This window comes from Mesorhizobium sp. LSJC280B00, from assembly GCF_000502835.1.
Classification (GTDB): domain Bacteria; phylum Pseudomonadota; class Alphaproteobacteria; order Rhizobiales; family Rhizobiaceae; genus Mesorhizobium.
Genome location: NZ_AYVL01000016.1, coordinates 102,949 through 118,118, shown reverse-complemented (window position 1 = coordinate 118,118; position 15,170 = coordinate 102,949). Strand labels below are relative to the sequence as shown.

Genomic DNA, 15,170 nt, shown 5'->3' with positions numbered 1-15,170 from the left:
CTCCCGAAGCATCGAATCGAAGGTGAGATTGAGTTACGTTTTCGGCACAACGGGCGCCGGACGCCGGCCGGCAGCCTGACGTTCCAGCATCCAGCCGGGGTATTCGGCGGGCAGGGCACTGACTTCGTCGAGGCGAACGAGATCATCGGCATCGAGCTTCAACTCGGTGGCTGCAAGGTTCTGTTCCAGCTGCTCCATGCGGCTGGCGCCGATGATGACGCTCATCACGAATGGCTTGGCCAGGACATAGCCGAGCGCCACCGTGGCGACGCTGACGCCGTGCTTGACGGCGATCTCGCGCATGACGGCGACTGCTGCCCAGGCACGGTCCTCATTGACCGGCGGGAAATTGAAGCTGGCGCGGCGGCCCTCGCCATTGCCGGGGGCGCCCGGTCCGTATTTGCCGGAGAGCAGGCCGCCAGCCATCGGCGACCAGACCATCAGCCCGAGCTTCTCCTCGTTGAGCAGCGGCACGATTTCGCGCTCGAGATCGCGGCCGGCGATCGAGTAGTACGACTGCACGGTCTCGAAGCGGGCAAATCCCTTGCGCTCGGCAATACCCAGCGCCTTGGCAACGCGCCAGGCCTGCCAGTTCGAGACGCCGACATAGCGGACCGTGCCGGCGGCAACGAGGTCGTCGAGCGCCCGCAGTGTCTCGTCGATCGGCGTCACCGTGTCGGTGCCGTGCAGCTGGTAGAGATCGATGTGATCGAGCTGCAGCCGCTCGAGGCTGCCTTCGACCGAATCCATGATGTGGCCGCGCGAGGAACCACGCTGGTTCGGGCCCCCGCCCATGGCGCCATGGACCTTGGTGGCGATGATCACGTCCTGTCGGTTGACGCCAAGATTCCTGAGCGACTGGCCGAGAAGCCGTTCCGAGGCGCCGAAGGAATAGACATCCGCCGTGTCGAAGAAATTGACGCCGGCGGCGAGCGAGCGGGCAACGATCTCGTCGACGCCCTTCTGGTCGAGGCTGGCGATCAGGCCCCATTGGGCATTCTCGCCGGCCGCGCCGAACGTCATCGTGCCGAGGCAAAGTTCGGAGACGAACATCCCCGTATTTCCAAGTTGATTGTAACGCATGGGTGGCTCCAGACGGGTTGAGAATAACTCGACCCATATAGGAACGAAACGTTCCGTTTCTATACGCTGGCGCAGTCAATGTCAGCCTGTGGCCTAAGGTCGGCTGCGCCTCATCTGGCGCCGAAAATTGCCGATCCAACCCTGACACTGGTCGCGCCGAAGGCGATCGCGGTTTCGTAGTCGCCGGACATGCCCATGGAGAGCTTGTCGACGCCGGCCTCAAGCCCAAGCTTTTCCAGCAGCGCGAAATGCGGACCGGGGTTCTCGTCGGCCGGCGGAATGCACATCAGCCCTTCGATGGCGAGGGCGTGAACCGAGCGGCAGCGGGCCACGAAGGCGACAGCCTCGCGCGGCTCGATGCCGGCCTTTTGCGGCTCGGAGCCGGTGTTGACCTGGACATAGAGCCTTGGTGACCGGCCTTGCCTGGCGATCTCCTTGGCCAGCTCTGCGGCGATCTTTTCACGGTCGACGGTTTCGATGACATCGAACAATGCCACCGCTTCCTTGGCCTTGTTCGATTGCAGCGGACCGATCAGATGCAGCTCGATGTCGGAAAATGCCTCCTTCAGCACCGGCCATTTCGCTTGTGCTTCCTGGACGCGGTTTTCGCCGAAGACGCGCTGGCCGGCCTCGATAATCGGGCGGATATCGGCGGCGTCGAAGGTTTTCGAGACTGCGACCAGCGTCACCGCTCCGGCCTCACGGCCTGCCTCGCGCTCGGCGGCAGCGATCCTTGCCTTGACCGTGAAAAGCTGTTCGACGGCGCTCGCCATGCCTATATCCTGCCTGTGTTTGGCTTTTCGCCGGATCGCCGCAGTTGACGGGTCCGGCAATCCATGGTGAACACCGCGACGACATTTCCTGAGCCGCCCGGGCATTGTCCGGCGGCTCGCGCATGCTTTTAAGTGAAAAACACCCGATGGCAACCGAACGATACAATCCGCGCGCGTCAGAGCCCAAATGGCAGAACGCCTGGGACGCCAAGAAGCTGTTCGAAGCCGACAATGACGACCCGCGCCCGAAATACTACGTGCTGGAGATGTTCCCGTATCCGTCGGGGCGCATCCATATCGGCCATACCCGCAACTATACGATGGGCGACGTGGTGGCGCGCTACAAGCGGGCCAAGGGTTTCAACGTGCTGCACCCGATGGGCTGGGACGCCTTTGGCATGCCAGCCGAAAACGCGGCGATGCAGAACAAGGTCCATCCCAAGGACTGGACCTATCAGAACATCGCCGCCATGCGCGAGCAGCTCAAGGTCATGGGCCTGTCGCTCGATTGGGCCCGCGAGTTCGCCACCTGCGACGTCGACTACTATCACCGCCAGCAGATGCTGTTCCTCGATTTCGTCGAGAAGGGGCTGGTGACGCGCAAATCCTCCAAGGTCAACTGGGATCCGGAGGACATGACGGTGCTTGCCAACGAGCAGGTCATCGACGGACGCGGCTGGCGCTCAGGCGCGCTGGTGGAACAGCGCGAGCTGACGCAGTGGTTCTTCAAGATCACCGATTACGCGCAGGATCTGCTGGATTCGCTCGACCAACTCGACGACTGGCCGGAAAAAGTGAAGCTGATGCAGGCGAACTGGATCGGCCGTTCGGAAGGGCTGCTGATCCGCTGGCCGCTGGCCAAGCCAGTCGCCGGCGAGCATGAGCTCGAAGTCTATACGACCAGGCCCGACACCATCTTCGGCGCGTCCTTCATGGCGATTGCGGCCGACCATCCGCTGGCCAAAAAGGCCGCCGAGGACAATCCGGCGCTGGCAAAGTTCATCGACGAAGTCCGCCATATGGGCACTTCGGCGGCGGCATTGGAGACGGCCGAGAAGAAGGGTTTCGATACCGGCATTCGCGTTGTCCATCCGTTCGACGAGAGGTGGACGCTGCCCGTCTACGTCGCCAATTTCGTGCTGATGGACTATGGCACCGGCGCCATCTTCGGCTGCCCGGCACATGACCAGCGCGACCTCGACTTCGCCAACAGATACGGCCTTCCGGTCATTCCGGTGGTGATGCCGGAAGGCGAGAATCAAGGAAGCTTCCAGGTCATCGACGAGGCTTATGTCGATGATGGCGCGATGATCAATTCGCGCTTCCTCGACGGCATGAAGCCGGATCAGGCATTCGACGAGGTGGCGAAGCTGCTGGAACAAAGGACCATCGGCAACCGGCCGATGGCCGAGCGCAAGGTGAATTTCCGCCTGCGCGACTGGGGCATTTCGCGCCAGCGCTATTGGGGCTGCCCGATCCCGATGATCCATTGCGAGGATTGCGGCGTGGTGCCGGTGCCGAAGGCCGACCTGCCGGTCAAGCTGCCGGACGACATCGAGTTCGACCGGCCGGGCAATCCGCTCGATCGCCATCCGACATGGCGGCACGTCAAATGCCCGCGTTGCGGCAAGGATGCGCGGCGCGAAACCGACACGATGGACACATTTGTCGATTCTTCTTGGTATTTCGCTCGCTTCACCGCGCCGTGGGCAAACGATCCGACCGATCCCAAGGCCGCGACTGAATGGCTGCCGGTCGACCAGTATATTGGCGGCATTGAGCATGCGATCCTGCATTTGCTCTATTCGCGCTTTTTCACCCGCGCCATGCGCGAGACCGGCCATGTCGATCTCGCCGAGCCGTTCAGGGGCCTGTTCACGCAAGGCATGGTGGTGCACGAGACCTATCGGGTTGGCGGCGCCTCGAACGGCCGCTGGCTTGCGCCTAGCGAGGTCAGGCTGGAAGACGCCGACGGCAAGCGCCGCGCCTTCGAAATCGCCACCGGCGAAGAGGCGGTGATCGGTCCGCTCGAAAAAATGTCGAAGTCGAAGAAGAATACGGTGAGTCCGGAAGAGATCACCGACGGCTACGGCGCCGATACGGCGCGCTGGTTCATGCTGTCGGACTCGCCGCCCGAGCGCGATGTCGAATGGACCGACGAGGGTGCGGCCGGCGCGCATCGCTTCATCCAGCGCATCTGGCGCCTGGTGTCGACGGCTGCCGAATCGCTCGCCGGAGTCCGGCCAGAGGCGGCGAAGGACGGCGAGGCCGGGACAGTGTCCAAGGCCGCGCACAAGATCTTGAAGTCGGTCGGCGAGGATATCGAAAAGCTCGCCTTCAACCGCGCCATCGCCCGCATCTACGAGCTCGCCAATGCCTTGACCGTACCGCTCAACGAGGCGGCAGAGGGCAGGGCCGGTCCGGCGCTGCAAGCGGCCTGCCGTGAGGCCGTCGAGATCCTGGTGCACCTGATCGCGCCGGTCATGCCGCATCTGGCCGAGGAGTGCTGGCAGACGCTCGGCGGCACCGACCTTGTCGCCGAACGGCCCTGGCCGGATTACGATCGCTCGCTTGTCGTCGACGCCGAGATCGTGCTGCCGGTCCAGGTCAACGGCAAGAAACGCGGCGATTTGACAATTGCCCGTGACGCGGATCAAGGTGCGGTCGAAAAGGCGGTTCTGGCTCTCGACTTCGTGCAGAAAGCGCTCGAAGGTAAGGCGCCGCGCAAGGTGATCATAGTGCCGCAGAGGATCGTCAATGTCGTTGCCTGATCCGCGAAAGACAGAGTTGACGCTGCGCCGCGTTGTGCTTTGCGGGCTGCTCGCCTCGGTGGCGCTGGTTTCCGCCTGCACGGTGCGGCCGCTCTATTCGAGCGCGCCGCTGATCGCCGGCTCGCAGGTCGGCGCTGCTGCCGAACTGGCATCGATCTCGGTCAAGCCGGTCAAGACCCGCTACGCCCAGCAGGTCCGCAACAATTTGATCTTCGCGCTCGGCCAGGGCGCCGGCGAGCCGGCTTCGCCGGTCTATTCGCTTGATCTCGGCGTCTCCGAACTCGTCGAATCGGCGGCAATCGAGCAGGTCACGACCGACGAAGACGAGCCGACCGCCGGCACTGTGACGCTGACTGCCAACTATGTGCTCAGCGATGCCAAGACGGGCACGGTCATAGCGAGGGGCAAGCGCTCGATTCCGTCGTCATACGACAGGCCGCGCCAGGAATTCGCGTCATACCGGGCCCAGATCGACGCCGAGAACCGTGCGGCGCGCGAGCTGGCAGATGTGCTGCGGCTGTCGATTGCCCAGGATCTGATCAAGCACGGCAAGCCGGCGGCAAGCTAGGTCTTTCCAGAGTGCGCAATCTGCAAAAAAGGCCGATTGCTCGGCTTTTTTTGTTCGTAGGATAGTCGCTTCAGCCGATCTTCTGCCCGGTCTTTGCCCAGTCGGCGAGGAACAGTTCCAGGCCCTTGTCGGTCAGCGGGTGCTTGACCAGCGCCTTGAGCGTCGCCGGCGGCGCGGTGATGACATCGGCACCGATCAGCGCCGCCTGCTTGACATGGTTCACGGTACGCACCGAAGCGGTCAGGATTTCAGTCTGGAAGTCATAATTGTCGTAGATGGTGCGGATATCGGCAATCAGCTCCATGCCGTCCCAGCCGCTATCGTCGATGCGGCCGACGAAGGGCGAGATGAAGGAGGCGCCGGCCTTGGCGGCGAGCAGCGCCTGGGTGGCCGAGAAGCACAGCGTGACGTTGACCATGCGGCCGTCCGACCGGATGTCCTTGCAGGCTCTCAGGCCGTCGAGCGTCAGCGGCACCTTGATGCAGACATTGTCGGCGATCCTGGCCAGGATCTTGGCCTCCGCCATCATGTCCTTGTATTCGGTGGCGACGACTTCGGCCGAGACTGGGCCCTTGACGATCTCGCAGATCTCTCTTGTGACGTCGGCGATCTTGCCGCCGGATTTCAGGATCAGCGACGGATTGGTGGTTACGCCGTCGAGCAGCCCCAAATCGTTCAGCTCGCGGATTTCCTTGACATCGGCGGTGTCGACAAAAAATTTCATGGCGGTCTCCTGAAGATTTTTCATGTGCACGTCATGCACATTTGGGGTCGGACTTTGATCTAGACCAAAGTCGGGGCAAGGTCACGCCTCATGATCGAAGATTCGCCCTTTGTCGCGGCCGCACCGGTGCTGGTGCCGATGCCCGCCGAGCGCCCCTACACCTATGCCGTGCCGGCTGGCATGCGCGTGGTGCCGGGCTCGATCGTGCGCGTTCCGCTTGGGCCCCGCCAGGTCGCCGGCATCGTCTGGGACGGCGCCGTCGAAAAGGTCGACGCGAAGAAATTGCGGCCGATCGAGCAGGTTTTCGACTGCCCGCCGATCGACCGCGCGATGCGGCGTTTTGTCGATTGGGTGGCGCAGTACACGCTGTCGCCGCCCGGCATGGTGGCGCGCATGCTGCTCAGGGCGCCGGAGGCGTTCGACCCGGAGCCGTGGATCGAAGGGCTGCAGCGCACGTTCGCCAAGCCCGACCGGATGACGGAGGCGAGGACGCGCGTGCTGGAGACGGCCGAAGGCGGACTTGCCTGGACGCGATCCGGCCTGGCGCATGCGGCAGGCGTGTCGTCGACGGTGGTGGACGGGCTGCGGGTGCAGGGCGTATTCCAGACGGTGATGATCCCGCCGCGGCCGGTGGTCGCAGCACCCGATCCCGGCTACGCCGTGCCTTCACTGATGCCCGACCAGAGCGATGCCGCCGAGACGCTGCGCGCCAATGTCGCGACCGGTACATTCGGCGTCACCCTGCTCGACGGTGTAACCGGATCCGGCAAGACGGAGGTCTATTTCGAGGCGGTCGCGGCCGCGCTCGATCGCGGCAAGCAGGTGCTGATCCTGCTGCCGGAAATCGCGCTGACCCACGCCTTCCTCGAACGCTTCCAGGAGCGGTTCGGCGCCAAGCCGGCGGAGTGGCACTCGGACCTGCCGCCAAGGATGCGCGAAAAGGTCTGGCGGCAGGTAGCGGAAGGCGGCGTGCGGGTCGTCGCAGGCGCGCGCTCGGCGCTGTTCCTGCCATTCAGGGAGCTTGGACTGATCGTCGTCGACGAAGAGCACGATCCCGCCTACAAGCAGGAGGATCGCGTCTTTTACAACGCGCGCGACATGGCCGTGGTGCGCAGCCATATCGGCGGCTTTCCGGTCGTGCTCGCCTCGGCGACACCGTCGGTCGAAAGCCGGGTCAATGCCAGCCAGGGCCGCTACAGCAGGGCGGTGCTTTCGGCGCGCTTTGCCGAGGCGGCACTTCCCGATCTCAAGACGATCGACATGCGCCGCGCGCCGCCGGCACGCGGCGGCTTCCTGTCGCCTGTACTGCTCGGCCATATACGGCAGACGCTGGAAAGAAAGGAACAGTCGCTGCTGTTCCTCAACCGGCGCGGCTATGCGCCGCTGACGCTCTGCCGGGTCTGCGGCCACCGCTTCGGCTGTCCGGTCTGCTCGGCCTGGCTGGTCGAGCACCGCTTTCGCGGCCAGCTCGTCTGCCACCACTGCGGGCACAATGAACGCCGGCCCGAAGCCTGTCCGGAATGCGGCACGCTCGATCATCTGGTCGCCTGCGGGCCAGGCGTCGAGCGCATCGCCGAGGAGGTCGTCGCGCATTTCCCCGATGCCCGCACCATCGTCTTGTCGTCCGACCTGATGGGCGGCGTGCGGCGGCTGCGGCTCGAGCTTGAAGCCATCGCCAATGGCGAGGCCGACATCGTCATCGGCACACAACTCGTCGCCAAGGGCCATAATTTCCCCAACATGACGCTGGTCGGTGTGGTCGATGCCGATCTCGGCCTTGCCAATGGCGACCCGCGCGCCGCCGAGCGCACCTTCCAACTGCTCAGCCAGGTGACCGGCCGCGCCGGCCGCACCGGCAAGAAAAGCCTCGGCCTGCTGCAGACCTTCCAACCCGACCACCCGGTGATGCGCGCGATCGTCTCAGGCGATGCCGAGGCCTTCTACGAGCGCGAGATCGCCGAGCGTGAGCGGGCGGGGCTGCCGCCCTTCGGCAGGCTCGCCGGCGTCATCGTCAGCGCGGCGACACGGGCCGAAGCCGAAGGGCACGCCCGTGGCCTGCGTCGCGCCGCGCCGCAGGCCAGCGACCTGTTCGTGCTCGGCCCGGCCGAGGCGCCGCTGTCGTTGATCGGCGGCCGCCATCGCTTTCGCCTGCTGATCCAGGGCGAACGGCGCGCCGACATGCAAGGGTTCATTCGCACCATGCTGGCCGAGGGACCGAAGATAAGGGGCTCGGTGCGAGTCCAGGTCGACATCGACCCGCAGAGCTTTTTGTGAAGGGGCTCAGAGGACAGGCTTCCGTAAATTGCCGATGCCCATCTGGCGTATGTCTCTTGCTTCGTTAGAATGCCCGAAATTTTGAATATCCATTTACGAGGGGACAACATGGAATTTGCGTTTCCGTGGCCGATGAGCCAGGGCGAGTGGCTGGCATGGTCGAGCGCCGTGGTGACCTTGCTGTTCGGCCTGCTGCTGTTCCTGGCGCCAGGATTGGCCTTCCGGATCCTGCGGCTGCAGGTCAGACCGGAGAAGGCAGCGGCGATCGCCGAGGGGCGCGGCCGGATGTCGGGCTTCTATCTCGGCCTCAGCCTGTGCTGCATCCTCCTGGCGCAGCCGCTGCTCTATATGGCGCTCGGCTTCTCCTGGCTGTTCACCGCCTTCGGCCGGCTGCTGTCGATGATGTCGGACGGCGCCAACACGCCGTTCAACTGGGCATCCATCGTCGTCGAGCTGGTGCTGGCGGCGCTGCCTCTGGCCTTCGCCTTCGGCTTTTTGCCCTGAATCAGGGATCAATCCGGGGTTGGTTGCTGAACTCGGCCGGCGGATGCGACAATAGTGCCTGAAAACCATGCCGGACGACGCATTGCGGTCTGAAAATGCCTGTGCTAGACGGCAATCGACTTTCGACCGGGGATAGCGGAAGCCGCGCCTCCGTGCTTGGAAAAATGCAGTAAGGTCAAAGATTTAGCCAGAGTTTTTGCTCGCGCCAACAATCTGCGGCCTGTCAGACAAGAGAAAAGACGGTCCGTGGCCCAATCGTCATCGCCAATCTCAGGTGTCGCAGAACGCTATGCGGGTTCGCTGTTCGAACTCGCGCTGCAGGCCAATTCGGTCGCCAGCGTCGAGGCCGACCTCAATAGGTTCGAAACGATGCTCGAAGGCAGCGCTGACCTTTCGCGGCTGATCAGGAGCCCTGTCTTCTCCAGCGAGGACCAGGCCAAGGCGATCGCCGCGATCGCCGACAAAGCGGGGATCACCGGCCTCACCGGCAATTTCCTGCGCGTCGTTGCCCAGAATCGCCGGCTATTTGCCGTGCCCGGCATGATCAAGGCGTTCCGCCAGATCGCCGCCGAACACCGCGGCGAGACCGCCGCCGAGGTTACCTCGGCGCATGCGCTGACGCCTGCCCAGGAAACCGAGCTGAAGGCAGCGCTGAAAAGTGTCGCCGGCAAGGATGTGGCGATCACGGTCACCGTCGATCCGTCGCTGCTCGGCGGACTGGTGGTCAAGATCGGCTCGCGCCAGATCGATACGTCGCTCAAAACCAAACTCAATTCGCTCAAGCTTGCACTGAAAGAGGTCGGCTGATGGACATCCGCGCCGCGGAAATTTCCGCAATTCTGAAAGACCAGATCAAGAATTTCGGCAAGGAGGCCGAGGTCTCCGAAGTCGGCCAGGTGCTGTCCGTCGGTGACGGTATCGCCCGCGTCTACGGCCTCGACAATGTCCAGGCCGGCGAGATGGTCGAGTTCCCCGGCGGCATCCGCGGCATGGCGCTCAACCTCGAAGCCGACAATGTCGGCGTTGTCATCTTCGGCGCCGACCGCGACATCAAGGAAGGCGACACCGTCAAGCGCACCGGCGCCATCGTCGATGCGCCCGTCGGCATGGGCCTGCTCGGCCGCGTCGTCGACGCGCTCGGCAACCCGATTGATGGCAAAGGCCCGATCCAGGCCACCGAACGCAAGCGCGTCGACGTCAAAGCGCCCGGCATCATCCCGCGCAAATCGGTGAACGAGCCGATGTCGACCGGCCTCAAGGCCATCGACGCGCTGATCCCGGTCGGCCGCGGCCAGCGCGAACTGGTCATCGGCGACCGCCAGACCGGCAAGACCGCGATCATCCTCGACACCATGCTCAACCAGAAATCGGTGCACGACAACGGCCCTGAGAAGGAAAAGCTGTACTGCGTCTATGTCGCCGTCGGCCAGAAGCGCTCGACGGTGGCGCAGTTCGTCAAGGTCCTGGAAGAGCGCGGCGCGCTCGACTATTCGATCATCGTCGCCGCGACCGCCTCCGATCCGGCGCCAATGCAGTTCCTGGCGCCGTTCACCGCCTGCACCATGGGCGAATATTTCCGTGACAACGGCATGCACGCGCTGATCAGCTACGACGACCTGTCGAAGCAGGCCGTCGCCTATCGCCAGATGTCGCTGCTGCTGCGCCGTCCGCCGGGCCGCGAAGCCTATCCCGGCGACGTTTTCTACCTGCACTCGCGCCTGCTCGAGCGCGCCGCCAAGCTCAATGACGAAAACGGCGGTGGGTCGCTGACGGCGCTGCCGATCATCGAAACGCAGGCCAACGACGTGTCGGCCTATATCCCGACCAACGTCATCTCGATCACCGACGGCCAGATCTTCCTGGAAACCAATCTGTTCTTCCAGGGCGTGCGCCCGGCGGTCAATGTCGGCCTTTCGGTGTCGCGCGTCGGCTCCTCGGCGCAGATCAAGGCGATGAAGCAGGTTGCCGGGTCGATCAAGGGCGAGCTCGCGCAGTACCGCGAAATGGCTGCTTTCGCGCAGTTCGGCTCCGATCTCGACGCCGCCACGCAACGCCTGCTCAACCGCGGCTCGCGTCTGACCGAGCTGTTGAAGCAGCCGCAATTCTCGCCGCTCAAAGTCGAGGAGCAGGTCGCGGTGATCTTCGCCGGCGTCAACGGCTATCTCGACAAGCTGGCGGTCAACCAGGTCGGCAAGTTCGAGCATGGTCTGCTGTCGCATATGCGCTCGGCCGGCAAGGACGTGCTCGACGGCATCCGCAAGGAGAAGGCGCTGTCCGACGATCTGCGCGCCAGGCTGAAGGCAGAAATCGACGCCTTCGCCAAGACCTTTGCTTGAGCAGGACGGACGGGATCAGGTTTGAAGCATGCCTTCGTTAAAAGACCTTCGTAACCGTATCGCCTCGGTCAAGGCGACGCAGAAGATCACCAAGGCGATGCAGATGGTCGCCGCGGCGAAGCTGCGTCGCGCGCAGGAAGCGGCGGAAGCGGCGCGTCCCTATTCGGAGCGCATGGGCGCGGTGCTGGCCAATATCACCCAGGCGATCGGCGGCGGCGGCGATGCCCCGGCGCTGATGACCGGCACCGGCAAGGACGACGTGCATCTGCTTGTCGTCTGCACGGCCGAACGCGGTCTGTGCGGCGGTTTCAATTCGCAGATCGCCCGCTTTGCCCGCGACCACATCCGCAAGCTTCTGGCCGACGGCAAGCAGGTCAAGATCATCTGCGTCGGCAAGAAGGGGTTCGACATATTGCGCCGCGACTACGGGGCGCTGATCATCGAGCGTGTCGACCTGCGCGAGGTCAAGACGCTGGGCTTCGTCAATGCCGATGCCATCGCCAAGAAGGTGATCCACCTGTTCAACGAAGGCGGCTTCGACATCTGCACGCTGTTCTATTCGCAGTTCAAGTCGGTGATCAGCCAGATCCCGACGGCGCAGCAAATTGTCCCGGCGGGCGCGCCTGCGGCTGGCGCGGAAGTGAAGGACGGCGGCAGCGCCGTCTACGAATACGAGCCGGAGCCGGGCGAGATCCTCTCCGATCTCATCCCACGCAACATTTCCGTGCAGGTTTTTCGCGCGCTGCTCGAGAATGCTGCCGGCGAGATGGGCGCCAAGATGAGCGCCATGGACAATGCGACGCGCAACGCCGGCGACATGATCAACAAATTGTCGATCACCTACAACCGCCAGCGGCAGGCGCAGATCACCAAGGAATTGATCGAAATCATTTCGGGCGCCGAGGCGCTCTAGGCACGCCCACAAGGAGGTCATCGACCTCAAGCGTGTGAGAAACAAAGAGACGAAAAGGGTAAAGACGATGGCGAAAGCAGCGACCCCGAAGACGGCAGCCCCTAAGGCCGCGGCACCAGCGAAGGCTCCGGCAGCAGCAAAGGCCGCTCCGGCCAAGAAGGCGGCAGCAACCAAGGCCGCCGCTGTGAATACGCCGGCCGCCACCATCAAGAAAACCGGCCTGGCAGGCAAGGTTCGCCAGGTCATCGGCGCCGTTGTCGACGTCCAGTTTGGCGAACATCTGCCGGCGATCCTGAACGCGCTTGAGACGATCAACGTCGGCAATCGCCTGGTGCTAGAGGTGGCCCAGCATCTCGGCGAAAACACCGTGCGCTGCATCGCCATGGACTCGACCGAAGGTCTGGTCCGCGGCCAGGACGTCTATGACACCGGTGCACCGATTACCGTGCCGGTCGGCCCGGGCATGCTCGGCCGCATCATCAACGTCATCGGCGAGCCGGTCGACGAGGCAGGCCCGGTCGACGGCATCGAGATGCGCTCGATCCACCAGCCGGCGCCGACCTATGTCGAGCAGTCGACGGAAGCGCAGATCCTGGTCACCGGCATCAAGGTGCTCGACCTGCTGGCCCCCTATGCCCGCGGCGGCAAGATCGGCCTGTTCGGCGGCGCCGGCGTCGGCAAAACGGTGCTGATCCAGGAACTGATCAACAACGTCGCCAAGGCGCATGGCGGCTTCTCGGTGTTCGCCGGCGTCGGCGAGCGCACCCGCGAAGGCAACGACCTCTATCACGAGTTCATCGAGTCCGGCGTCAACAAGAAGGGCGGCGGCGAAGGCTCCAAGGCCGCGCTCGTCTATGGCCAGATGAACGAGCCGCCGGGCGCCCGCGCCCGCGTCGGCCTGACCGGCTTGACGGTTGCCGAATATTTCCGCGACCAGGGCCAGGACGTGCTGTTCTTCGTAGACAACATCTTCCGCTTCACGCAGGCGGGCTCGGAAGTGTCGGCGCTGCTCGGCCGCATTCCTTCGGCCGTGGGCTACCAGCCGACGCTGGCTACCGACATGGGCGCGCTGCAGGAGCGTATCACCACGACGACCAAGGGTTCGATCACCTCGGTGCAGGCGATCTATGTGCCGGCCGACGACCTGACCGACCCGGCACCGGCGACCTCGTTCGCCCACCTCGACGCGACGACCGTGCTCAACCGCGCGATTTCGGAAAAGGGCATCTATCCGGCCGTCGATCCGCTCGATTCGACCTCGCGCATGCTCGACCCGATGGTTGTCGGCGAAGAGCATTACCAGGTCGCCCGCCAGGTGCAGTCGATCCTTCAGCGTTACAAGTCGCTGCAGGACATCATCGCCATCCTGGGCATGGACGAGCTGTCGGAAGAGGATAAGCAGACCGTGGCCCGCGCCCGCAAGATCGAGCGCTTCCTGTCGCAACCCTTCTTCGTCGCCGAAGTGTTCACCGGCGCACCGGGCAAGCTGGTCGACCTCGCCGACACCATCAAGGGCTTCAAGGGCCTTTGCAACGGCGATTACGACCATCTGCCGGAGGCCGCCTTCTACATGGTCGGCGGCATCGAGGAAGCGGTCGAGAAGGCACAGCGCCTGGCCGCCGAAGCGGCCTGATGGTGAATGGTCAATAGTGAATTGTGAATGGGGAGTAGCGGATAGGAAATCGGGGCTGAGTGAAGGTCATTCTTTCTGACCGTTCACCATTCACCATTCACCAGTCGCTAAACTGATCATGCCTGAAGCTTTCAAATTCGAACTGGTCTCGCCGGAGCGCCTCTTGGTTTCCGAGCAGGTCGAATCCGTCGTCATTCCGGGCGCCGAAGGCGAGATGACTGTCATGGCGCATCACGCGCCGGTCATGACCACAATCAAGCCGGGCGTCGTTACGCTGAAGACCGCGCAAGGCAAGGAAGAGCGCTATGTGGTGTTCGGCGGCTTTGCCGACATCGTTCCGGCCGGCTGCACGCTTCTGGCGGAATCGGCGGTAGCCGTCGGCGACATCGACCGCGCCGACCTTGCCCGCCGCATCCAGGAGGCCAGGGAAGACGCCGCCGACGCCAAGGACGACCAGACCCGCAGCAAGGCCGAGCAGTTCCTCAACCAGCTTACGACGCTTGAAGGTGCGCTGTTGCCGGCGTGAGTTCCGGTCAAATGACTAACTGAAAAAGCGGGCTTGCCCCGCTTTGTTGTTTGGTGGACAGTCTGGCTGCCTTGGCGTGGGGGTGGCCGATGACAGAACAAGCAGTGCAACAAGAAACTATCTCGCGATCCAGATGGTCGACGGCCCTGGTTTCGGCCTATGGCGGCCCGTTTGGCGGGTTCCTCTGGATCGGCAGCGGCAAACTGGCGGTCGCCAGCCTGGTGGTGATCAGCGTCGTCGTTTTCGCGCTTATTTACATTGGCTTTCCGGTATTGCCTGGCGTCGATCTTGCTTGGTGGGCCAATTTTTCAGGGATCGGTTTGATGGCCCTGTGGGCAGCGATCGTTGTTCCCTTCGCGCACCGGTTCAAGCCGGACAGATGGTACGCGCGTGGGCTTTCGGTGCTGGTGCTCGTCTTTCTGACCTCGTATCCGGCTGCATTCGCAATACGCGCGTTCCTGCTCCAGCCTTTTTCGATTCCCTCCAGCAGCATGGTGCCGACGTTGCAGGAAGGCGACTATCTCTTCGTCTCCAAAATGGCATACGGCTACAGCCGCTACAGCGTGCCGTTCAACTTGCTTCCCGTTGATGGACGTATATTCGGCGCGGAACCCAAAAGGGGAGATGTGGTTGTCTTCAAGTTCCCGCCCGATCCGAGCGTGGACTACATCCAGCGGATTGTCGGCCTTCCCGGCGAGAAGATCCAGATCATCGACGGGGTGCTTCACATCAACGATGTCGCGGTGGGACTCGACGATATCGGCACTTTTTCGTCCGAAGAGTTCTCGAAAGCCAAACTTCAACGCGAAACTCTGCCGGGGGGCGTCACCCATTCCGTTCTCAACCTCACCGACAACTCGATCGGCGACAATACGCGCGTGTTTGAGGTGCCCGAAGGCCACTACTTCGTGCTTGGCGACAATCGCGACAATGCCTCCGACAGCCGGTTCAGTGTCGGGTTTGTTCCCTATGAAAATCTGGTCGGCAAGGCCGTGCGGCTGTTCTGGAATTCCAAGGGCACCGATTATTCGTCCCGACAAATATTGGATTCGTCAGGCAAATAGC

At 63.4% G+C, this 15,170-nt stretch carries 13 protein-coding genes; 10 read left to right on the top strand and 3 right to left on the bottom strand.

Annotated elements, in window-relative coordinates; genetic code table 11:
• Window positions 1–33: 33 nt before the first annotated feature.
• Window positions 34–1,083, bottom strand: a complete 1,050-nt coding sequence (locus tag X773_RS60845) for an aldo/keto reductase (RefSeq protein ID WP_023678107.1) — start codon at window positions 1,081–1,083, stop codon at window positions 34–36.
• Window positions 1,084–1,193: 110 nt separating this feature from the next.
• The gene (locus X773_RS60840) at window positions 1,194–1,856 is read right to left on the bottom strand and encodes a YggS family pyridoxal phosphate-dependent enzyme (protein ID WP_023678106.1); all 663 of its coding nucleotides are present in this window, start codon (window positions 1,854–1,856) and stop codon (window positions 1,194–1,196) included.
• 146 nt (window positions 1,857–2,002) lie between these two features.
• Between X773_RS60840 and leuS the strand changes: the two genes are divergently transcribed.
• Window positions 2,003–4,627: a leucine--tRNA ligase gene (gene leuS / locus X773_RS60835; protein WP_023678105.1), complete on the top strand. Its 2,625-nt coding sequence runs from the start codon at window positions 2,003–2,005 to the stop codon at window positions 4,625–4,627.
• Window positions 4,614–5,195 carry an LPS assembly lipoprotein LptE gene (gene lptE, locus X773_RS60830; protein WP_023678104.1) on the top strand — a complete coding sequence of 194 codons (582 nt, stop codon included), beginning with the start codon at window positions 4,614–4,616 and terminating at the stop codon, window positions 5,193–5,195. The genes leuS and lptE overlap by 14 nt, the downstream gene beginning before the upstream one ends.
• A 70-nt stretch (window positions 5,196–5,265) precedes the next feature.
• Here the strand turns inward: lptE and fsa are convergent, their stop codons facing one another.
• Window positions 5,266–5,919 (bottom strand): fructose-6-phosphate aldolase, encoded by a 654-nt coding sequence (gene fsa / locus X773_RS60825; protein WP_023678103.1) that lies wholly within the window; start codon window positions 5,917–5,919, stop codon window positions 5,266–5,268.
• A 90-nt stretch (window positions 5,920–6,009) separates the two neighbouring features.
• Here fsa and X773_RS60820 point away from each other — a divergent pair, with 90 nt between their 5' ends.
• The 8 genes from X773_RS60820 to lepB all read left to right on the top strand — a co-directional run bounded on the left by X773_RS60820 (window position 6,010) and on the right by lepB (window position 15,169).
• Window positions 6,010–8,193 (top strand): primosomal protein N', encoded by a 2,184-nt coding sequence (locus X773_RS60820; protein WP_023678102.1) that lies wholly within the window; start codon window positions 6,010–6,012, stop codon window positions 8,191–8,193.
• A gap of 108 nt (window positions 8,194–8,301) precedes the next feature.
• Window positions 8,302–8,697 carry a DUF4345 family protein gene (locus X773_RS60815; RefSeq protein ID WP_023678101.1) on the top strand — a complete coding sequence of 132 codons (396 nt, stop codon included), beginning with the start codon at window positions 8,302–8,304 and terminating at the stop codon, window positions 8,695–8,697.
• A gap of 246 nt (window positions 8,698–8,943) precedes the next feature.
• The gene (locus X773_RS60810; protein ID WP_023678100.1) at window positions 8,944–9,504 is read left to right on the top strand and encodes a F0F1 ATP synthase subunit delta; all 561 of its coding nucleotides are present in this window, start codon (window positions 8,944–8,946) and stop codon (window positions 9,502–9,504) included.
• Window positions 9,504–11,033 (top strand): F0F1 ATP synthase subunit alpha, encoded by a 1,530-nt coding sequence (gene atpA, locus X773_RS60805; RefSeq protein WP_023678099.1) that lies wholly within the window; start codon window positions 9,504–9,506, stop codon window positions 11,031–11,033. Before X773_RS60810 ends, atpA begins: the two co-directional genes overlap by 1 nt.
• A gap of 28 nt (window positions 11,034–11,061) precedes the next feature.
• Window positions 11,062–11,946: a F0F1 ATP synthase subunit gamma gene (locus X773_RS60800; RefSeq protein WP_023678098.1), complete on the top strand. Its 885-nt coding sequence runs from the start codon at window positions 11,062–11,064 to the stop codon at window positions 11,944–11,946.
• A 67-nt stretch (window positions 11,947–12,013) separates the two neighbouring features.
• Window positions 12,014–13,579, top strand: coding sequence for a F0F1 ATP synthase subunit beta (atpD, locus tag X773_RS60795; protein WP_023678097.1), 1,566 nt, complete (start codon window positions 12,014–12,016; stop codon window positions 13,577–13,579).
• 118 nt (window positions 13,580–13,697) lie between these two features.
• Window positions 13,698–14,105, top strand: coding sequence for a F0F1 ATP synthase subunit epsilon (locus tag X773_RS60790; RefSeq protein ID WP_023678096.1), 408 nt, complete (start codon window positions 13,698–13,700; stop codon window positions 14,103–14,105).
• 89 nt (window positions 14,106–14,194) lie between these two features.
• The gene (lepB, locus tag X773_RS79065) at window positions 14,195–15,169 is read left to right on the top strand and encodes a signal peptidase I (RefSeq protein WP_084641293.1); all 975 of its coding nucleotides are present in this window, start codon (window positions 14,195–14,197) and stop codon (window positions 15,167–15,169) included.
• Window position 15,170: the final 1 nt, after the last annotated feature.

Coding starts and splice junctions, on each gene's coding strand:
- X773_RS60845 (WP_023678107.1), bottom strand. CDS start 1,083: ATGCGTTACAATCAACTTGGAAATACGGGGATGTTCGTCTCCGAACTT.
- X773_RS60840 (WP_023678106.1), bottom strand. CDS start 1,856: ATGGCGAGCGCCGTCGAACAGCTTTTCACGGTCAAGGCAAGGATCGCT.
- leuS (WP_023678105.1), top strand. CDS start 2,003: ATGGCAACCGAACGATACAATCCGCGCGCGTCAGAGCCCAAATGGCAG.
- lptE (WP_023678104.1), top strand. CDS start 4,614: ATGTCGTTGCCTGATCCGCGAAAGACAGAGTTGACGCTGCGCCGCGTT.
- fsa (WP_023678103.1), bottom strand. CDS start 5,919: ATGAAATTTTTTGTCGACACCGCCGATGTCAAGGAAATCCGCGAGCTG.
- X773_RS60820 (WP_023678102.1), top strand. CDS start 6,010: ATGATCGAAGATTCGCCCTTTGTCGCGGCCGCACCGGTGCTGGTGCCG.
- X773_RS60815 (WP_023678101.1), top strand. CDS start 8,302: ATGGAATTTGCGTTTCCGTGGCCGATGAGCCAGGGCGAGTGGCTGGCA.
- atpA (WP_023678099.1), top strand. CDS start 9,504: ATGGACATCCGCGCCGCGGAAATTTCCGCAATTCTGAAAGACCAGATC.
- X773_RS60800 (WP_023678098.1), top strand. CDS start 11,062: ATGCCTTCGTTAAAAGACCTTCGTAACCGTATCGCCTCGGTCAAGGCG.
- atpD (WP_023678097.1), top strand. CDS start 12,014: ATGGCGAAAGCAGCGACCCCGAAGACGGCAGCCCCTAAGGCCGCGGCA.
- X773_RS60790 (WP_023678096.1), top strand. CDS start 13,698: ATGCCTGAAGCTTTCAAATTCGAACTGGTCTCGCCGGAGCGCCTCTTG.
- lepB (WP_084641293.1), top strand. CDS start 14,195: ATGACAGAACAAGCAGTGCAACAAGAAACTATCTCGCGATCCAGATGG.